7 protein-coding genes and 2 pseudogenes are annotated in these 21,181 nt (G+C 62.5%); 4 read left to right on the forward strand and 5 right to left on the reverse strand.

Features of this window, described 5'->3' with window-relative positions; all coding sequences use genetic code 11:
• Window positions 1-45: 45 nt before the first annotated feature.
• Together E0H22_RS14400 and E0H22_RS14405 are read right to left on the reverse strand one after the other, a co-directional pair.
• Window positions 46-1,020, reverse strand: a pseudogene (locus E0H22_RS14400) (quinone oxidoreductase family protein).
• Between the two features lie 65 nt (window positions 1,021-1,085).
• Window positions 1,086-1,811, reverse strand: coding sequence for a TerC family protein (locus E0H22_RS14405; protein ID WP_233026372.1), 726 nt, complete (start codon window positions 1,809-1,811; stop codon window positions 1,086-1,088).
• Between the two features lie 175 nt (window positions 1,812-1,986).
• On the opposite strand from E0H22_RS14405, the gene E0H22_RS14410 reads away from it, so the two are divergent.
• The gene (locus E0H22_RS14410) at window positions 1,987-3,183 is read left to right on the forward strand and encodes a UbiH/UbiF family hydroxylase (protein WP_233021693.1); all 1,197 of its coding nucleotides are present in this window, start codon (window positions 1,987-1,989) and stop codon (window positions 3,181-3,183) included.
• Between the two features lie 192 nt (window positions 3,184-3,375).
• Here E0H22_RS14410 and E0H22_RS14415 read toward each other — a convergent pair whose 3' ends face one another.
• The gene (locus E0H22_RS14415) at window positions 3,376-4,329 is read right to left on the reverse strand and encodes an AEC family transporter (RefSeq protein ID WP_233021694.1); all 954 of its coding nucleotides are present in this window, start codon (window positions 4,327-4,329) and stop codon (window positions 3,376-3,378) included.
• Window positions 4,330-4,663: 334 nt separating this feature from the next.
• Here E0H22_RS14415 and E0H22_RS14420 point away from each other — a divergent pair, with 334 nt between their 5' ends.
• Window positions 4,664-5,077, forward strand: coding sequence for a hypothetical protein (locus E0H22_RS14420; RefSeq protein WP_233021695.1), 414 nt, complete (start codon window positions 4,664-4,666; stop codon window positions 5,075-5,077).
• Window positions 5,078-5,237: 160 nt separating this feature from the next.
• Window positions 5,238-5,627, forward strand: coding sequence for a hypothetical protein (locus tag E0H22_RS14425; protein WP_233021696.1), 390 nt, complete (start codon window positions 5,238-5,240; stop codon window positions 5,625-5,627).
• A gap of 306 nt (window positions 5,628-5,933) precedes the next feature.
• On the opposite strand, the gene E0H22_RS14430 is transcribed toward E0H22_RS14425, so the two are convergent.
• On the reverse strand, window positions 5,934-6,449 hold the full coding sequence (locus tag E0H22_RS14430) for an STN domain-containing protein (protein WP_347340835.1): 516 nt from the start codon (window positions 6,447-6,449) through the stop codon (window positions 5,934-5,936).
• Between the two features lie 269 nt (window positions 6,450-6,718).
• On the opposite strand from E0H22_RS14430, the pseudogene E0H22_RS14435 reads away from it, so the two are divergent.
• Window positions 6,719-7,883: pseudogene (locus tag E0H22_RS14435) on the forward strand (IS3 family transposase).
• A gap of 440 nt (window positions 7,884-8,323) precedes the next feature.
• Here the strand turns inward: E0H22_RS14435 and E0H22_RS14440 are convergent.
• Window positions 8,324-21,037, reverse strand: a complete 12,714-nt coding sequence (locus E0H22_RS14440) for a filamentous hemagglutinin family protein (protein ID WP_233021698.1) — start codon at window positions 21,035-21,037, stop codon at window positions 8,324-8,326.
• Window positions 21,038-21,181 lie beyond the last annotated feature (144 nt).

A 21,181-nucleotide genomic window follows, 5' to 3' on the forward strand; every position in this document is an offset into this window, starting at 1 on the left:
CTCCCCGTTCCACGGCTGCGGCGATCGGGGAAGGGAAAAGAACGATCACACCTTCAAGATTACCGCGCCGGTCGTCTTGCGCGCCTCGAGATCGGTATGCGCCTTCGAGGCATCCTTCAGCGCATAGGCGTGATTGATCGGTACATGCAGCTTGCCGTCGATAACCGCCGAGAACAGCGTATCCGCCCCCTCCAGCAACTCCGAGCGCTTCGCCACATAATCGTTCAGCTTCGGTCGCGTCGCGAACAGCGAGCCGTGATTGTTGAGCTCGGCGATGGCGAAAGGAGGCACCGGACCAGAGGCATTGCCGAACGACACCCACAGACCGCGCGTCTTCAAACATGACAGCGAACCCGGATATGTCGTCTTTCCGACGCCGTCGTAAACGACATCGCACAGTTCGTTCCGCGTGATCTGCTTTACGCGATCGACGAAATTCTCTTCATTTTAATAGATCACGTGATCGCAGCCATTGGCGAGCGCGAGTTCGCCCTTCTCCTTCGAGCCGACGGTACCGATCACATGGGCGCCCATGGCCTTGGCCCATTGGCTCGCGATCAGGCCGATGCCGCCTGCTGCAGCGTGGATCAAAACCCGATGATGCGGTTCGACCTTGAAGGTCTTGTGCAGCAGGTACCAGACCGTGAGGCCCTTGAGCATCAACACGGCACCCTGCTCATGGGTGATCCGATCCGGCAGCTTCACCAGACGATCGGCAGCGAAGACACGCTCGGTGGCATAGCTGCCAAGATTGGAATAATAGGTGACGCGATCACCGGGATGGAAATCGGTGACACCCGCCCCTACTTCCACCACTTCGCCGGACGCCTCATTTCCAGCGATGAAGGGCAGCTGCGGCGCCTTGTAGAGGCCGCTGCGAAAATAGGTGTCGATAAAATTGACGCCGATGGCATGCTGACGGATGCGCACCTCACCTGCGCCTGGCGCCGGCACGTCGACATCCTCATAGGTCAGCACCTCCGGTCCGCCAATCTGATGGACGCGCACGGCCTTGGTCATCGCTCGATCTCCCTGAATGACTTTGGCCACAAGCGATACCAACGGCCTCGAGATGTCAACCGGGGCTAACCCACGCGCCGGCGGCGGTTGCGCTTGGCGAGAATGTTGAACAGTTCCACGGCCGCCGAGAACAGGATGGCGAAATAGATGTAGCCGCGCGGAATATGGAATTTGAATCCATCCGCCACCAGCGACACGCCGATCAGCACAAGGAAGGCCAGCGCCAGCATTTTCGTGGTCGGATAGGCCGCCACAAAACGCGCGACGGGGCCGGACGACACATACATCACCGCACAGGCGATGATCACGGCGGCTACCATGATCTCGATACGGTCTGCCATACCGATGGCGGTGATGATGCTGTCGAGCGAGAAGACGAGGTCGACCACCACCACCTGCAGGATCACCCAGGCGAAGGCATTGGCCGCCTGCTTCTCGTCGGTGTGCCCTTCCCGCGCTTCCACCTCCGCGTGAATTTCATGCGTGGCCTTGGCAATCAGGAACAGACCGCCGCCGATCAGGATCAGGTCGCGCCATGACAGCGCCAGCCCGAGCGCCGTAATCACCGGCGCCGTCAGCCCGATCAACCAGACTAGGATGCTGAGCAGCGCGATGCGAAAGATCAGCGCCAGCGCGAGACCGATCTGCCGCGCGCGCTTCGCCTGATCCGGCGGCAGCCGCGCGACCAGTACGGAGAGGAAGATCACATTATCGATGCCGAGAACAATTTCGAGCGCGGTCAGCGTCAGCAGCGCAGCCCAGGCTTCGGGGCTGGAGAACAGTTCGATCATGGCAATCATGGCCTCGCGAACACCGGGACATAAGGGCTAGCAGAATTCCTTGACGATTGTCACTTGGCCATGCGCAGCGTTCGGCCGCCAGGGGGCATGAAACGATCGCGATGTGCCATGGTTTGAAGATGTGTCTTGGCTTGAAAATAGCTGCACAAAAGCCGATGGTCCGGCCATGACCGATGCTCCTGCTCTCCCATATGAGGTCGCCATTGTCGGCGGCGGCCCGGCCGGCCTGACCGCGGCCATCGCCGTTGCCGAGACCGGCGCCCGCACCGCGCTCGTTGCCCGCCGGACCCCTTATACCGACAATCGCACCACCGCCTTGCTCGGTGGCTCGGTGGACTTTCTGGACAGCCTGGGCGTCTGGCAACGCTGCGCCAACAAGGCGGCAGAGCTTACCGCCATGCGTCTCGTCGATGATACCGGCCGCCTGATCCGTGCGCCCGAAGTGAAATTCGTGTGTGAGGAAATCGGCCTCGCGACCTTCGGCTATAATATCGAGAATCGCGAACTGGTCGCCGCGCTGGAAGCGCGAGCCAGCGAGTTGACCAATCTCGTCCGTATCGATGCCGAGGCAGAAACAGTGGCGCCGGCGGAGGCGCAGGTCACGATGCTCACGACCGGCGGCGAGACGCTCGCCGCGCGCCTCGTGGTGGGCGCCGATGGTCGGCAATCGCTGTGCCGTGAGGCTGCCGGAATCGCCGTCAAGCGACGCCCGCTCGGCCAGATGGCGCTGACGTTCAACATCGGCCACAGCCGGCCGCACAGGAACATCTCGACGGAATTCCACACGCCCCATGGCCCCTGCGTGTTCGTGCCGCTGCCCGGCGATCGTTCCAGCATCGTCTGGGTGAACACGCCGAAGGATGCCGGCGCACTGATGGCGCTCGATGACGCTGCGCTCTCGGCGGTCGCCGAGAAACAATCGCATCATATCCTCGGCCGCGTCACCGTCGCGCCCGGCCGCCACCTTTTCCCGCTCGGCATCGAGGAGCCGTATGAGCTTGCGAGAGACCGCATCGTCCTGGTCGGCGAAGCCGCCCATGTGGTGCCGCCGATCGGCGCCCAGGGCCTCAATCTCGGCCTCCGCGACGCCTCCGATCTCGCCGAGATGGTGCGCGACGCCGGGATGCAAGGTCGGGATGTCGGTGCACCCGACGTGATCGCCCGTTTCGCCCGCATGCGCAGCAACGACATCCGTTCGCGCACCCTCGCCATCGACATGGCAAACCGTTCGCTGCTCAGCGATTTCCTGCCCATGCAGGCTATCCGTGCCGCCGGTATGCACGCCATCAGCGCCATCGGCCCGCTGCGTCGGCTGGCCATGCGGGAGGGCTTGTCGCCATCCTGGCGAAGCCGCGCGTCCTAAAGTATTTCTGACCTTGATAGAACCGTGTCCCGGGCGCGCTGCAGCGTCAGGCGATGCGTCGCATCGCCGACAACGCTGCTGCGCAGAACCGGGACCGTGCAAGGCTCGGCGTTTGTTGCGGTCCCGGCTCTGCGAAGCGGCATGAATGCCGCATCGCGTCCGGGACATGATTCCGTCAAAGCAGAAACTGCTCTAGGGAAACGCGATCTGACCCGACTTCAGGAAGTACATGACGGAAGTCAGCGTCAGAACCGAGACGAATGTCCCAAGCAGCACCGCAACCGACGCCGGCTCGATCCAGCTGTCATACTGCCGTGCGATCACGAACACGTTGAGCGCCGGCGGCAGCGATGCCAGCAACACGGCGGTTGCCGCCCAGAGCGGTGGAAACGGGCCGAGAACGAGCATCAGTCCGAACACGATCAGCGGATGAATCAGGAGCTTGATGGCAATCAGCCCCGGAATCTCCCATGGCACGCGTCCAAGTGGTCGCAGCGCTACGGTGACGCCCAGCGCGAACAAGGCAACCGGCGCCGCAGAATTCTGCAGGAAGAGCAGCATGCCGTCGACAGCCACCGGCATCTGAATGTGAAATGCGGCGACCGCCGCGCCGAGATAGGCAGCCACGATCAGCGGGTGAAAGACGATGTGCTTCACCACGATACCGATGGTCGGCAGCAATGGACGCTTCTCGGCCGAGGTCAACGCCATCATCAGCGGTGCGATCGAAAACAGAAAGATGCTGTCGAAGCAGAACACCAGAGCCGTCGGCACCGCCGCCTTCGGCCCGAGCACGGCCAGCGCCAGCCCTGGTCCCATATATCCGATATTGCCGTAGCCGCCCGCGAGCCCTGCCATTCCAGCCTCGCGCATGGTGAGGCGGCCAAGTAGTTTGCCGGTCCCCACCGACAGAAAGAAGGCCGTCGCCGTCGCTAGCGTGGTGCCGATCACGAAGGGCAGGTTGTTGAGTTCCTCGAATGGTGTTTTTGCCATGATGCGAAAGAACAACGCCGGCAGCGACACGTAGAGAAGAAAGAAGTTCATCCACGCGAGGCCGGATTCCGGCAGGCTTTTCGCCTTCCCGCAGGCGAAACCGATAAAGATCAGCCCGAAGTAAGGGAGCGCGAGATTGAGGACGTCCATCATGCGGTGGCATTCGCCTTGTCATTCAGGTCCGTACAGTGGTGGGAGACCCAAAGTTCTGCACTTTTGAGCCAAAGTTCTGCGTGGGATCGGACCACGGTCCTATTCGGCGTTGAGAATACAGAGCAATTCGCCAAGATAATTCCCAAGCCCGTCCGGCAGATCTGGCGGCGGCCGGCCTATCTGGCCAGCCGAGAGTGCCCTTCTGGTGTCTTCCGCCAACTCGGCGACCGATCAAAGCGGTAATTTGATTCCATTTTGATTGAAAGGCCGAAGACTCCATATGGCGTCGTTAACTAATTTCTCCGCCGCTCGATTGACAGCGAAAGAACATATCATGAACATTGTCGTGCGATGTTCATGGGAAGAAGAGAGCGTGCTGTTACAGGTTTTGAAAGTTTGCCTCGAGGAAGCGAAGCGTGATGCTCGGCAAGGCAATGGGTATCTGAGCTGCCACTCGGCACCGAGGGATGATCAAAGGACCATCTGTCTCGATCATGTGATCGCCACCACCGACAAGATCCCCGAGTTGCTATGCGATCACGCCGAGCAGTTTCGTGCAATCAGCCAAGTCCGGTTCGAGCAAGAGATGGACAACTTAGGTGAACGTGTAGGGATCGATTTCTTCCCGGAGACCTCAACTGAGTTTGTCTGGCGACTGCTTCGCAATTTGGTAGGAACGAAATCGGACCACTTTGCACTTCGAGGATTTCACCGCCCCCGTTCCGAAATACGATATCCTGTTCTGTAATCCGTACGCGAGTATGCCCGCATGACAATGCGCATGAGACCTTTGCATGCCGCCAAACAGATCACGCTCTCATCGGCCCGGCGCGTATCCGACAGTTTTCCAAACTGGCCGTGACCGACAACAAGCTCGAAAATTCTTGAAGAACGCACAGGGAGATCAAATGCTTTCAGACGCTCTAAAAAAGCGCTTCAAAGATGCTGAATTCGACGGATGGCAGGGATACTGCTTTCTAGGTTTTCCCAAACCTGGCCAGGATCCGCGCCAACACTGTTTCGACCGAATGGCTGCAACGGCGGATTCAATCCCACGTGAATTGCGCACCCAGGCCGAACGTTTCCTGGCAATCAGCTCCTTATGGTTCGAAAAGGAGATGGGAAATTTATGCGAAGATGTGGGATGGGATTTCTTCCCAAAAAATGCAGCCGAATTCGTCGAACGGTTAATGGTCGAGATAAAGAGCAAGCCGCTTCCGGATGACGAATATCTTCGAGAATTGGAACGCTGTAGCTTGCTCCCTGTCGAGGACTTGGCATTCGGCGAGTTCTGCTGACCTATTCGTCACGCGTCACTACTAGCACGCGAAGCGCTCACTTTCAGACTTGCGTCTAGCACAGAAGCATCCCCACAATTCTCTACATGGCTTGATCCGTAACAGCTGAGGCGGTCTCAAGTTCGTAGCACTTCGCAGCCGAGGAGAACTCGTGTCCTACACAGTTATGGATCTCGATCCGACGGGAAACGTGGAGAAAAGTATCAGAGATTGGAAAGTCGACGACGACTCCATTATCGAAACTAGTGTTGTGAGTTCACTCGATGACAAACACTTCGCAGTGGTATTCGCTGCTGTCCGATCACGTCACTTCAATGACCGTATTAGCGCCATCACGTTTCTACTAAAACTGCCGCCTGACGATGATGGCACCGATTGCTTAATAAGATAGCTGCCGGGCCGCGCCTCGTCGGACCGGCACAGCGCCGCCAGGAGGCTATGTTGCACAAGTGCATAATAGAACCGATGCGCCGCTGGCCGTGCCCCCTGTTCGATCGCCCCGGCTTGAGCGGGCAGCAACACATAGGCTTTATTAGACAAAAAACGCGCGGTGAGACCGGTCCCAGTCAACAATCGATGCAAGGCTTCGGCCGGGTCCAGGGGTCCGTTCACTTCGGTCGAGACTTTGCCATTCGACAGGCTCGTATCATAGAGGCCTTCGCTGCCCGATTGTTCGCCATATGCTGTCAATGCCGCACCGAGCGGTTGCGCGGGAAGATGGAAACTAGTCAGCGACGACGATTCCGCGTGTAGCGGTGTTGCGGCGACAAAGCACCACAGACACACCAGACCAATGCGGATAACCCGCCCTCGCCGACGCACGACGTCCAATGCAAAACTCACACGCGCCCGGATCTGCTGTCTTTACAATTGGCGCTCCATCGCCGCGGCCGCACCAACAGCCGACTTGGCAAAGTAGCCGCAGCCAAATGCAAACATCGATAGTGCCGTAACGATCGAATATTACAATTTAACGACAGTGAGGTGAGCGATAGAATGGTCTAGTTACGAGTAAACGACGATCGTGGTCTGCCCCCTGAAAAGTGGTCCTCCCTGAAGTAGGCTATTAAGCTGTTAGAGAGGACGTTGGAATGCCCCAGAAGAAGCATAAGCCGGAAGAGATCGTTGCGAAGTTGCGGCAGTTGGATGTTCTGTTGTCACAAGGGCGATCGGTTGGCGAGGCGGTTAGCACGATCGGCGTGACGCAGTTTACGTATTACCGGTGGCGCAACGAGTTCGGTGGCCTGAAAGGCGACCAGGTGAAGCGTCTGAAGGAGCTTGAGAAAGAGAACGGCCGGCTGCGCAAGGCGGTGTCGGACCTCAAGCTGGAGAAGCTGATCCTTAAAGAGGCTGCCTCGGGAAACTTCTGAGCCCCGCCCGCCGCCGACGTTGCGTCGGCCATGTCATGGCGAAGTTCTCCGTCTCGGAGCGCTTCGCCTGAAGGATTCTCGGTCAGCATCGTTCGAGCCAGCGCAAGAAGCCGCAAGTCCGGCCAGATGAAGAGGCGTTGACGGCCGACATTGTCAGTCTGGCCTCGTGCTACAGCCGCTATGGCCATCGCCGGATCACGGCGATGTTGCGGTCGGAGGGCAGGACGGTGAATGCCAAGCGCGTCGAGCGCATCTGGCGGCGGGAGGGGCTAAAGGTTCCCCAGAAGCAACCGAAGAGAAGCCGGCTCTGGCTCAATGACGGATCGTGTATCCGTCTTCGGCCCGAGCGCCCCGACCATGTCTGGTCCTATGATTTTGTCGAAGGTCGGACGCACAATGGCAGGAAGTTCCGCATGCTCAACATCATCGACGAGTTCACCCGGGAGTGCCTGGCGATCCGCATTGATCGCAAGCTGAACTCGACAGACGTTATCGACGCTCTGTCGGACTTGTTCATCCTGCGCGGCGTGCCGGGTCATGTTCGTTCGGATAACGGCCCGGAGTTCATCGCTCAGGCTGTGCGGGATTGGATCGCGGCTGTCGGCGCCAAGACCGCCTTCATCGAACCGGGCAGTCCATGGGAGAATGGCTATTGCGAAAGCTTTAACTCCAACTTCGCGATGAATTGCTCAACGGCCAGATCTTTTACAGCCTGGAAGCAAAGATCATCATTGAGGCTTGGCGGTGCTACTACGACGCAGAGCGGCCACGCTCATCGCTCGGTTATAAGCCACCAGCGACAGAGGCCATTGTCTGGCCTACACCAAACCGTCAATCGGCCCCATCATCCGGCAAGGCAATGGCGCAAAAACCGATCATGCATTAAGACTGAAAATGGACCACTCCATAGGGGCAGGCCACTAAGGCTAGTGAGGCTTTCGCCCGTGCTGCGCCGATTAGGATCTTGATCGACGATTGCGCGTAGGCGCTAGTGACCGTCGAAAGAAGCTGGTCAGGAAGAAAATACGCGCTGGTCGGACCAAAGCCCGGATTGGTCGACTGGTAGCTGATCATCGCGTTAGCGAGCGACCTTCTGGGCGTTTTCAGAAGCCTGAATATCGGTCGTTCAAGAGAATTGGGGGCGTTTGCTACCTAGTATCGGATTTCTCACTAAGTGGTGACTTAGGCTCTCGAAATTGTCCATCGCAAAGCTCCTTCTCGTGTGCGTGGTGGCTCACGAGTCGAGACTCTCAACGATGGACGACTTCCGGAAATGTCAAACTTATGCTCCCTTCCCAGCAAAGCTGGGGGATCTCTCCTGGTAGGCTAGGGCCGAATCTGACGGCGGCGATCTGCGGTCAGCCGCCTCGCTTCGTCGATGGTCATGTCGCCTGCCCCAAGCACCTGATAGTCGCTATCGGGATTTTGGCTCCGCCGATCGCGCTCGTCCGACTTTTGGTCGCGGTCCGGGCTCATTACCGACGATCCCTCGCCGCCACCGTAGCCGAGAACTTCGACGATCACGATCGATGGCTGAGCTCCCCCTTGCGATGGCGGTGGAGCGGCCTGCTGTGTCGCGGCGTTGGCGTTCGATGCCGCGGTCAGCGGGCCGACCGGCGGCGCCTGCACCGTCGGAATTCCGCTCGACGTGCCCTGAACCTGAATGTTGGCGGCGTTGACAATCTGAAGCGCCGCAAGATTGACATTGCCCGAAACGCGAATGCCGGCTTCACCCGCATCGATGGTGCCCAGCGGCGCGATCAGATCGACGTTGCCGGGCGGCACCTCCGGGATCGGATTGAGCGTTGCGATTCCGGCGCCGGTCGTGGGAACGCTCGGAGACAATTTCACCCGTCCATACTTGTCATAAACACGCTTCGGCGGCGTATAGACCTGTGTCGTCTTGGAGCCGCGGCCGGCATTGATGTCGCCCTCCGCGGACCAGGCGACAATGTTGCCGCCGAAGGTCGTCATGATGCGCGACAGTCCGAGCAGCAGGCTGCCTTGCGAATAGATATCGATGTTACCATCGCCCTGGGTAATCAGGCCCGCCGACGATGGCGGCGCGACGCCCTCGACGCCCAGCAGGATTCGACCGCCGGGTGCCAGCAACTGAATATCGCCACCCTCGATCGTTCGGACGCCCGAGCCTCCGAACATCGTAATGTCGCCCCTATAAGCGATCGGTACGCCGGTCGCATCGTGATCCGGGAACAATGCCGCGATCGCTTGCCGGCCGCGCAGATAGGAGCGCGGACGCAGTCCATTGACATCATTGTACTCGCGACCGCTCTGGCGCAGCTCTTCGTAGAAGACGCGCCGCAAGAACACGGCCTGCTGCTCCGGCGACAGCGAAGCGAACCGCTCGCGTGTCTGCGCATCCGTGCCGCGGAAGCCGTAGTGCACCGAGAACCAGTCAGCCAGCTCCTTCTCGTAGGTCTTCACCACCTTGCCGGGTTGATCGGGGAGCGGCACACCGGCCTTCGCCAGATTGGCGGGATCGAGATAACGCAGCAGCGCATTGTAGTTTGCCGCGTCCGCCCCAGCCATCATCAGCACCGAGGCGCCGGAGCGGATGTCGCCCGAGACCACCGGGCCAAGACTCGTCACGGTACCCTGATCTGCTTGGTAGATGTCACGCCCCGCCGTGATCATCAGCGAGCCCGGACCGGCGACCTGCAGGTTGGCATAGACGATGTCACGCCCCGCCGACACCACCGAGATATCGTTGTCACCGGTGTGCAGGATCAGGTTGCTGGTCCGTGTCCCATTATACTGTTCATCCAACGTACCAACCGGGGTGCCGAGGCTGACGATGTCACGCCCCGCCATGATCTGCATCGGCTTTGCCGCGACATACCAAGTGCCCGCAGGCTCCGGATTTGCGCCGGTGCCGGTGACCACCTCACCACTCTTGAAGCCGACGATATCTCCGCTGGCCGCATAGATGAGTGCAGGCTTCGGATCTGCGGCGTGTAGATTGCTCGCCGTATTCGGGCCGAACGCAAACAGCTCGGCGCCACCGGGATTCAGCGAACCAAATCGCGGGAAAACCGTTCCGGTCCCGTTGACGTTGGTCGTCGTGATGTCGCCGCGCTGCCATCCCACAAATGCGGGGGTGAATGGCGTTGTCAGCCCGCTTTGATCGGCGCCCGAGATGTTGATCGCATAACCGTTTGCGTAGATCGAACGGCTGGCCAGCAATTCGAGCTGTCCAATCGGAGATGGCGCCAGCGTGAGCGGCGGCGGGATGATGGTCGGCACAATGTCGTAGGCGCCGTAATAGATACTGCCGCTGGCCGCGAGCGCCGTCAGCGTCGGCGGATAAACGAAAGTGCGATCGGTGGCGGCATCGATGGTGCCGTTCGAGAGCATATTCTGGGTGGTGGGAACCAGATTGCCGCCGGCCGAGGCCAGGTTGATCGCCGTCTCATTGCGCCACAGCGTGAACCAGGTGGTGCCGCCGCCGTCATGCGGAACGCCTCCGACGGTGTAGCTCGTTGTGTTCTGCTGCAGCACCCGCCCCGGGTCTGCAGCGCCGGCCAGCACCAGGTCGCCGCGCGTCGACAAATCGACCACGGCATCGCCCGGGATCACCAGTAGCCCGCCGAAGCCCAGGCCCCTGTTGGCGGTTGACGGCTCCGGCCAACGCGGATCGGCGGCGAGTTTCGCGCCATAGGTCACGTTGATGCCGCCGATCGTTCCAGCCTGCAGATCGATCAGGCCGCGGAGATTGGTGAGCACGCCGCTGGAATCGCTCTGGACCCTCGTGGTCATGAGCGTCGGCTGCAGCGGATTGAGCTGACCGCCGATCTTGACCTGCATGTCGCCGCCGCCAGTCAGGATCAGTTGCCCATCCGATGTGATGCGCCCGGTCGAGCCCACCGTGACGTTCAGCGCCGTCGAGCTTTTCGCCTGATTGCCGCCGCTTTGCGACGCCAGGACACCGGCATCGCCGCCCGCCAGAACCGTGACGTTGCCGCCGCCAAGCGTACCGAAGCCGGAGAAGCCGACCAATGCCAAAGGCGTCATACCCGGATCGCGCGGCTGCGGAAGCGCGACGGTGCCAAAATTGATCCACCATGCGGTCTGCTGGCCGGTGATGTTGCCGCCCTGGCGCCAAAGCCAGTTGCCCGGATTGCCATCCTGAACGCCGGACGGATTATTCGACATTCCCGTCAGGTTGCCCTGCGCCGCCACTAGCAGATTGCCACCGGCTTCAGGATACCAGGCGTGGTAGACGCTGCTTGCGCCGCCATCGATCAGGCCCTCAAAGGAAGTCCCGGCAGGACCGAGGATAGAGCTGCCCATCAGCCGACCGCGCGACAGATCATACGGATTCGAGCCATCCGCCGCCAGGATCGCCGGCGACGGGGTGCCGGCCGTATAGATGCCGAACGAGGTGCGAACTTTGAGATCGGAGCTGGCCAGCAATTCGAGATCACCGGTCCCCGTGCGCACCACGCTTGGCAGCGCGAACTTCGGCAAGGCGGACGCGCCCCCGGGACTCCATGTGCAGTAATCCGGAAGGTTCTCACAGACCCACGGATCGTCGGCCGGTTGCCCGGGCGTTCCGAATGGATTGTCGCCATCGACCGAAGCCCAGACCCAGCCTGCGGGCTGGATCGAGATGCTCGCCATGACCGATGAATCGGCGAGCACCAGGCTGCCTGCGTTGGCGCTGCGCGGCCGTAGCGCGCGGCTGTCGGCGGCAGTCACATCGGCACCCGCCACAAAGCGCAACGACCATGACTGCGATCCCTGGGGCAGTAGCGGGGCCGCGGCCCAGATCCCGCTCGGCGTTGGGTCGTCGCGCAGCTTCACGAAACTCGCATCGTCCGGCAGCGTGACGACGGTTGCCGACGGGATGATAGCGCCGATCGGCAACGTCAATGCGCCATTCAACGTCAAAGCTGCTGGCAGCGCCACGTTCTTCGGCCAGAGCATCGGGCCGACCACAATGCTGGATACGAAGCGGTTGCCGGCGCCGAGAACCGTGCCGGCGGGGAGAGCTGTATCCTGGCGCAGCAGCGTGCCGCGTGGATAGATCACCGTGCCGGACGTATCGCGTATATCCGCGCGCACCACTGTCCCGGCAGGCAACGTCAGCCCCCCCTGTAGCGGCGCGTCGGCGGGAAGCACGGTGTTCGCCGGCAGCGTAAATCCCTGTACCGACACGTCGTAGTTCAGCACGCTGGCGCGCGGGAAAACGGTGCCATCCGCCAGCTCCACGCCAGCGCGCGGGATCACGACATCGCCTGCATAGGGCTGGGTACCCTTGACGAGAAGCCGTGCGACCTCCGGCGTGTCCTGGCCGTCGATGGCCAGTGGTAGCGGCGCAGCGCCGAAGCCGTCGCTGACATTGCCGAACACATTCAGGTTGCCGCTAGCGCGGATCACCAGACGACCGGGCTCGCCCGAGCCATAGATGGCGGTCTTCGCGGTGTTTGGGTTCAGGCTGTCGTAGCGATAGCGGGACAGGTCGATGTCTCCGGAGATCGTCAGATCGCCATCGGGCGTCGCGCTCGTGATCTCCACGCCCGGCCGCAGGTGGAATGCATCGGCATAGGCGCGTAGGCCATCGAGACGATTCTGCAGATCGGCATTCGCCAGCGCCGCGGTGATGAACGCGGTGCTGGACGTATGCACGGTCTCCATCAAGTCTTGATTGACGATGCCGTCGGCCGGACGATAGGTCCGGAAACCGTTGACGGCGATGCTGCGCGCTCCCGCGATGGTGACCGGACCTGCCGCATCGATCGCGACATCGTCGGCACCATCGCCGCTGCCACCTGCGCCACCAAGCCGCGATGCGTTCAGCTCGATCGTGCCGCGCGCGACATTGTCCGCCGAACGCACATCGATCCGCGCACCGGGCGCCAGGCTGAGCCGGCCCTGGGTCGTGGTCAATTCCACCACGGCGCGGTTCGGCGCATCGATCGGCTGACCGTAGCTGTCAACGCGAAGCACTGTGCCATGAGCATCGAGCACGGAGGCAGCACCGAGCGTCAGACCATCGCGTGCAGCAAGCCTGATCGTTCCGACGCGCTCGCCGCTGGCATCGATGCGACCATTGATGGTGAGGCGACCACCGTCGACGGATAGGCTGATGCTGTTCGCCACCAGCTCGTCGCCGATAATCAGATCGCCCTGCTTGAGCTGGAAGCTCCGCGCGCCGGTCATGCCGGCCAGCGTGAGCCGCTGATTGAGCCCGGTGAAATCGGCGATCGTCTGCGCGCGCACATCGATGCTGCCGGCAAGAAACGGCACCATCGTGCCGCCGGCGTCGTAATGCCCGGAAGCACCGCCACGCAACGAACCGGCGAGGACGACATGGCCAGCGGCCGCATCGACCGCGGTCACTGACAAAGATCCGGCACGGTTGTTCACCGCCGAGACGTCGATGACCGAACCAGCCGCCTGAACGATATTGCCGTGGGTACTTTCGAGTACTACGTCGCCGCCCCAACTATAGCGCACCGCATCGAGCAGGCCGACGGTTCGTCCCGCCAGATCGATGCGTGCCGCGTCGCCCAGTACGATGTCGCCGTCCGCAGAGACCGTCAGCTTGCCGCTCGGCAACACGACGGCGCTCGAGATCGTAACGGTACCGCCGGTCAGGCCAATCTCGGCGCCGATCGCCGCCGGACCCACTGCCGCTGCACCGCCGGTACCGGTCACATTGAGCGCGCCGCCCGCCGTGATGCGATTGATGGAGCCGGCGTCTCCCGTGAGCATCGGCGTGATCAGATTGAGATAGCCGCCGCTGTAGCTGTATCCCACCCCGGTCTGGTACGCGCCCTGGCTCTCATACACCGACAATGTGTTGCGGTTGTTCGCGGTGATCCGGCTTTGCCCAGTCACGTTGACGGTGGAGAAACCGAGCGCCAGACGATCGAGCGTCACCTGGGTATCCGGCCTGGACTCGCTGGGATAGCCGAACACCACCTCGTCGGCGATGATATTGAGCGTGCCGTGGCCGGTGCCGGCGCCACCGGCGATCACCGCTCCCGGCGGCAGGCTCCGCGGCCCATTTTGGCCCTTGCGTTCGACGCCATCGTTAATGCCGTTCCAGACCAGTTGCCCGGTGGTGAGCGTGGCGCTGTCGCCGGCTGCGCCAAGGCCGTAGATCGCCGGCGTGTTGAGCACAAGCGAACGCAGGCTGGACTGGCCGGTCGCCGGGTCGATCGTCGACAGATTCAACGAGCCGTAGAAATTGATCGACGATTGCGCCGAAAGAATAAGGCTTTCCAGCTTGGGAGCACCGGCCACCGCGTTGCCGGCCAGCAGGCGGCCGAACACATTCTGGTTCAGCACCAGACCGTCGGGCAACACGCCGGCGGCGCGCTCCGCGGCGATTGCGGACTCGTCGCCGATATTTACATTCGGCATGGTGAGCGAAAGATAGCGCGCGCCGTAGCGCATGCCGTCGGAGATCGACAACGTTCCGCTCTGGACGCCGAAGGCAAGCGTGCCTTCGGTCGCGATGGTGGCGGCGCCGACCGAGATGCCTCCGGCGACGGTGCCGTTGATCGTAAACTGGGGCATGTCAATCCAGCCGTTCGAGACGACCATCATGTTCCCGGTTCCGCCGGCGTTGTAGGCGTATCCGTCACTCGACGGCATCACCGTCGCAGCACCGGCCCCGGTCGTGTCGATGCGCGCGCCGTCTTCGATCCGAATACCGCCGGCACCGGCCGTGATAAACACTTCGGGCGCGCGCAAAACTGCGCCGCCGCGCACCACGACCGTGGTGGCAAAACCGCCGGTGCGCACATAACCGTTGTCAAGATCGAGGATCTGGCCGCCACCGAGCGAGATTCTGGCGGCACCGATGGCGCTGAGGTCCGCTGCACGCACCGACGCGTAGCCGGCCGTTGGCGTCGAGTCTGCGCCGAGAATTTCGAGGCGCGAGTTGAACGGCGTATCGACACTGACGACGCCGCCATAGCCGCCGCTGCCCGGCGTGAACAGTGCCTGGCCAGCGAAAGACAACGATGGGCGCCTGGACGACTGTGCAGCAAGAATGAGCTGCAGTGCGGCGGCATCGGCCGGCAGGCTCGGACGCGGCTGTCCCGTGCGCGCGGCGGTCGCAAGCATGAAGCTCGCATAGTCCTGCTCATTGTACTGGGAATAGCTGCGCACCGTAGCGCCGGGCGTGATCACGACCTGGTTGGGCCGGCTGGCATGGATCGAGGTGTTGGCGACACTGCCATAGGCCGTCGTTATGTAAGAGCCGTTGGCCAACGCGACCGGACGGCTTTCGAACTGGACCGTCCCACCGAGTTCGACGCGGAACGCGCCGGGCAGCAGCGCGTAGGATGCCGGCATCAGTGTGTAAGTCCCCGCCGCAAGGCCGGGCACGCCACCTCCGACCGTAATGCGCTGTCCGACGATCGATGGCGCCTTGCCTTGACTGGCGGGTACAATCGGCGAATAATCTCCAGTCGCGCTCGGGACGATCGCGAACACCTGGTTCTTGAGGTTGCTATAATTGTTTCCCGGATTGGCTGCGGCGAGCGGATTGAGCAACGCATCGACCGAGCCGCCACGGCCGCTGATGAAGCCGGCGCCGAGCAGTTGTCCACCACCGGAAAGATCGAGCAGCGCACCGCTGGCAACGGTCACGCTGGGACCGGACAGGTTGATACCTCCGACGACCTCGCCCCACACGTTGACGCCGTTCAACGCCTGGGTCACCGCAGTGCCGTTGTAATTGTAGACGATGCCGTCGACGGTGCCGCCATAGGGCATCGCAAGTCCCGCGGCGCTTACCGACGTGATGCTGCCAGGCAGGAGGTCGAGCTTCTGCACGCCCACTAGGTTCTTGCCCGGAACAGCCGCACCGCCGAGGACGAGCGTGCCAAGCGGCGCGCGCAGGATTCCGCCTTGCTCGATCTGGGCGCTGTAGACCGTAAGCTTGCCGAACACCGAGAATGGCAGCGCTGGCGTATCCGACGTCGTGCGGCCGAATCGTACAAGGTCGTTCGCCATGACTAAGACCTTGCTGTTGCTGACCGGATAGACCTGCGCGGCATCGAGCTCAAGCGTGCGGGAACCGTAGGTGTGACCGGTGATCCGGATATCGCCCCGGCTCACCACCTGGACCTGATCGATGCCCGCGATGCTGGTCAGTGCCGCCGAGCCATCCGCCAGCGCCAGCGCCGTGTTGAGCGGCTCGAAAGTGCCGGCGAGATCGACGAGATCGGCATTCACCGTCAGTCGCGCGGTGCCCGTCTTGGCCGGCTGCGTGCTCGGCATCGTGCCGAAGCCCGGCTGGACATCGCCTGGGGCACTACCGGGGCGTGGCTCGTACGCACCGCTGATCGGCGCGGATACAGCCTTGCCGAACGACGCATAGGGCGCCGCAAGATCGATCCGTTCGTTACCTGCCTTGGCCACGATATTGCCCGAGATCGACAGGCTTTGCGGCAGAGCGAGGCTGACATTGCCGTCGAACGCGATGGTGTCCGCATAGAGGCTGAGATTGGCGAAGCCGCCGGCGGCAACCTGATCGGCTCCAATTCGCGCATGGCCAAACCGCAATGCCGGATCGCGCATGCCCCAGACCAGACCGGACGCGAGTCCGCTTCCGCCGGCCCGCGCCGCGACTTCGAGAATGCGGAATTGCCGCACCTCGTCCGGCGTCGGCCGATCAATCACATCGGAGTAGCGAGGCGTCACCAGGGCCAGCGACAGTGTGCCGCCCGGCGCGCCTTCGCCGCCGGCCTTCGCCGTCATTGAGCCGTCGAGATAGAAACCGTTCAGCGCGCTCATCGCAATGCTACCGCCGGCGGTCGCCACCGTGACCGGACGGGCGATGCCGATGCCACCGGAAACGGCGTCCGCAACATCGAGGATCGCGCTGGCGCCCGAAGCGTCGAGCCGTGCACCCGGGCGCATGATGACAAAGCCGTTGCCTGCCGGCGGGAAGCCTCCGGCATTGCTCTCCGTATGCGCGCCCAGCGTGATGCTGCCGCCCGCATCGACCAGGCCGTAGCGATGACCACGCCGATCCACCGCGACGGCGCTGCGCCCGGCGACGTCAAGCAAGGCGTTATCGCCCAGCCAGATCGACTGCACGCCGACAAACGGATTGGCCTTGCCATTGCTGTAGACCTGCAGGATGTCGATCTTGCCGCCGGCTGCCGTGAGCTGTCCGTCGACGGTGATCTGGCCCGGGCTCTGCAAGGCGATGGCATGGCCGGGATCGACCGTGATGGTCGCATCGGTGCCAATGGCGATCATGCCCCTTGTCAGGTCGAGGTTGGACTCGAGCATGAGGTCGGCGCCGACACGGCGCGTCATGCGGCCATTGACCGGATCTTCCAGATTGACCGGCGGAAGCCACAGTTCGAGTGCCGAGGCGGGATCGGAGCCCGTCGGCGCGCTGAAGGCCGCCGTGCCGAAGCGATAGACCGGTGTGACGACATCGATCGCGGCGCGATCGACCACTAGCAATCCCTGATGACCGTTGATGGCGTAGCTCGAGAATCCCGTCTTGAAGATATTCGTATTGAGTTCGGTCAGCGCGGCAACGGCGAAGGGACGCGAGGCGACGGTACCCGCTGGGATCGCCGTGCCGACAGCGAAGCGCAGCTGGACGGGGGCGATGTCGCCGGCTGCGAAAGTGAGTTGGGTCGCCGCAAGCGGGATGCCATTCGGAAACTCCCCCGCCGTAAAGGTGAATCCTGCCGGCAGTTTCGCCATGTCGCCAGGAAAAATCTTGGTGCCCGCCGCGATCTGCGCACCGGCGCCGTAATACGTGTAGTTGACGTCGTAAAAGAAGGAGCCGGCCGGAACAGTCCAGCCGCTGGGGCCGACCATCAGCGGTCTCTCTCTGCTGGCGTCCACCTTCAAGGCGACCGCGGCGAAGTCTCCCGGCGCGAGGTTGAAGATCGTTTCGTCGTAGCTGAACGGAATGCGCCCGCCGGCCGGGATGACGATCTCTTCTGCGAGGAGCAGCGGAATCGGCGCCGTCTCGCCCGCAGCGAGCACGCCGTCGGTCGCCAGTGCCTTGCCCCCGATCACGATCGACGGACCGCTGCCGATGACGAGCTTGCCGCCCCCATTCGCGCCGTAACCGCCGATACGCCCGTCGAGGATCAAACGACCGCCGACCGTCGGACCACCGACCGATCGGTCGTCGGCGATCAGGGTTACGTCGCCGCCCTTGCCGCCTCTCGTCTTGCCGCCCCTCAGCAGGGCCGCCCCGGACGATACGTCGATGCTGCTGCCGCTCGCCAGCGTGACATCTTGCGTCGAGGTGAAGCTGACGCTGCCTCCATCGACGAAAGCGAGCCCGGAAAGATCGTCCGGCGAACTGGGCACGTTGGTCCACACCCCGCGCGCGTCGATGGTTGCACCGGCATGCAAAGTGAGCTGCGCGAGCCCGTCGGCCGTCGTCAGCACGATCGGCGTCAGCGCGGCCGCATCGGGCCTGAGAATATTGGTGACGCTGACGCTGCCCGAACGCGCGGTGATATCGGCCTTGATGTCGACGAAAGGCGCAATGAATTCCACCTGCGCGCCACGCGCAAAGCTCAGCGGCGCCTCGGTGGCGATCGACTGTTTCGCAGCCACGCGGAGCCCACCCAGTCCGAACGCGCTGATCGTCCCGCTGTCGAACCAGCCGGTATTGACCCGATCGAGCGGAATGGCCGCGACGGGATCGAGTCCTGCCGAGATCGAAGCAATGCTGCCGAACTTGACGGCGGTCGTGGACGCATTGACGAGCCCGCGCGCATCGTAAAGTCCAAGCGCGAGGCTGCCGGAGAGCGGAGCCGTGTTCTGCGTCAGCTCGTAGCCGTCGGAAATGTCCGCGGGACGCGCAGCGATCTGCCGTCGCCCCTTGATGACGTCCGCAAGAATGGCTCCCTCGAACACCGAGGTCGGCGTCGACAGGATCAGGCGTCCGGCGTCGCGACCGACCGTGTAGCCATCTTCCCAGCGCATGTTCTGTCTGTCGAACACACTGGAATAGACCTCAACGACATTCCAGCGCTCGTGATTGACGACAAAGCCGCCTGCAACTGTCGTATAGGTCAGGTCCGCCGGCGCGTTGTTGAGATTGTAGTAGCGGCCGTCGCGCCCGAGCAGATTGGTTTGCGGCAGATATCCGCCTTCGTACTGGACCGCCCCGCCCCCAATGTTGAAGGTCGATCCTCGCTGCGCGACGACTTCCGGTGCGGACAATGTAATGTCACCACCGACTGCGGCCCACTCACCGATCTTGTGGCCGGTGTTGTTGAGATAACCGCCGACCTCGAGCAGACCGCCAGCAGTATAGTAACGCTTGGATGCGTAGCCGCCGGTGCCGGCAGGGATCAGGACGAGATCGCGGGCATCGATCCAGACATCCTTATTGATGAGCGCCCCGCCGTCGCGATTCTGCGGGGAGTCGCGCAGCTCATTGCCCTGGATGTTGACCTTGATGGCGTTGGCCGACATCGGAAGCAAAACACCCTGGGCGCCCGACACATCGACGACGGCGCCCATTCCGGCGAAGACCCGCTTGCCGGCCGAAATGGCGACCTGTCCGCCGGTGGCCACGGTTAACGAGCCGTTTTGCAAGTCGACGAGGCCACCGCTCACGATCTCCACGCGTGACCGGTCGCCACGATCCGCAAGTCGGGAGAGGTTGTCGAACTGACCAGGATTCTGGGTTGCGCGAATGGCGTTTTGCATCGCGGAGTCTGCGATCAGCGCATCGCGCTGCGAATTCAGCGCTGTCTCCGCGGAATCGAGTTCGGGCAGAATCAAAGTGATGCCGCTTCCCGCGAGCGTTACCGTGCCGCCGGCATCCGAGGCAGAGTTCAGCAAATGAATCGTGCCGCGCTGATTGACCGAAGTGGTCGACATCAGAACGCCGCTCTGGGTGATGGCATGCCCGGCGAGCGTGATGTCGCCCTGTGGGGCGAAAACCAGCCCGGTATTGCCGATCGCACCGGACGCGCTTCCTGCGCGAAGAACCGGCACCACTTCATTACCACGGGTGGTGGAGACCTGATTGGAATCGGTACCCAAGCCCGGACGCAGAATGAAGTCATCGCCCGCCGCCAGCAGCGTCTGGCCCTTCGGCGTCACGATTGATCCGGCGTTGTCCACGTTGCTGCCAAGCAGCGCCACGAAGCCGCCGCCCGATTTCACCGAGGTCGGCGCACTGGTGGCAATCGACGCGCCGGCTTCCACCACGATCCTGCCGGCCGCTTCCTTGAAGCTCGCCACATAATCCTGGCCGCTCCGGGTCGAATAGATCCCGCTGACGAGAAATTGCGTATCGGTGATGCCGGCAGCGGATGCCACCAGCGAGCCGACATTGATCTGACTTGCGCCGCCGAAGATGATGCCGTTCTGATTGACGACGAGAACCTGCCCCGGCGCGTTGATCCGTCCGAGTATCTGGCTCGGGCCGGCGGCATTGCCGACCACGCGGTTGAGCACGCTCCAGTCGTTGCCTTGCTGGTTGAAATTCACGGTGGTTCGACTGCCGACGTTGAAAGTCTGCCAGTTCAGGACCGCCTGCTGCGCGGTTTGGTTGACGGTGACGGTGGTCTGGTCGCCACCTGCCGACTGAACCGGAAGATCGGCGCCCCTCCACAGGTGGGCTCCGGACACTGCGCCCGGCGCGATCTGGAGCCCACCGGGCGCCAGCCCGTTGGGCACCACCTGAGGCAACGCGTTCGAGCGCTGCACGGAAGCTGCTGCATTGCGCGCGGCTGCCTGCGCGGCCTGCAGAGCTTGTAACGCCTGCGCTGCTCTTGCCAGTGCTCCCTCGCTCTGTCTTGCTGCCTCCGTCGCCTGCCGGGCCGCGGCAGCCGCGGCGTCACTGGCGATCGTCGGCGCCGACATCGTACCGCCGCCGCCCCCTAAAGAGCGCGCGAACGCACCTTCCTGCCCGGTCAACATCAGCGCAAATATGCTTGCACCAGCCAGGAACAGACGATGCGGCGACATCTGTTGCATCACACCTTGCGTCAGATGATATTTACCGACGGTCGCTGAACGGCTGGTTTGCGGAGCATTCGGCTTGGCGGACATGCGAACTTCTCTCATCGAGCACAGGCGGGACACCGGCCGCAGCCATTGCGGTGGCTTTGCGGTCCATTTCTGTGAGTCCCGTCGTCGTTCGCGACCGAAAAAATTTTTGCTCGCTTGATCGGAGGGCGACGCGGCCATCGCATT

This window comes from Rhodopseudomonas boonkerdii (genome assembly GCF_021184025.1).
GTDB lineage: Bacteria > Pseudomonadota > Alphaproteobacteria > Rhizobiales > Xanthobacteraceae > Tardiphaga > Tardiphaga boonkerdii.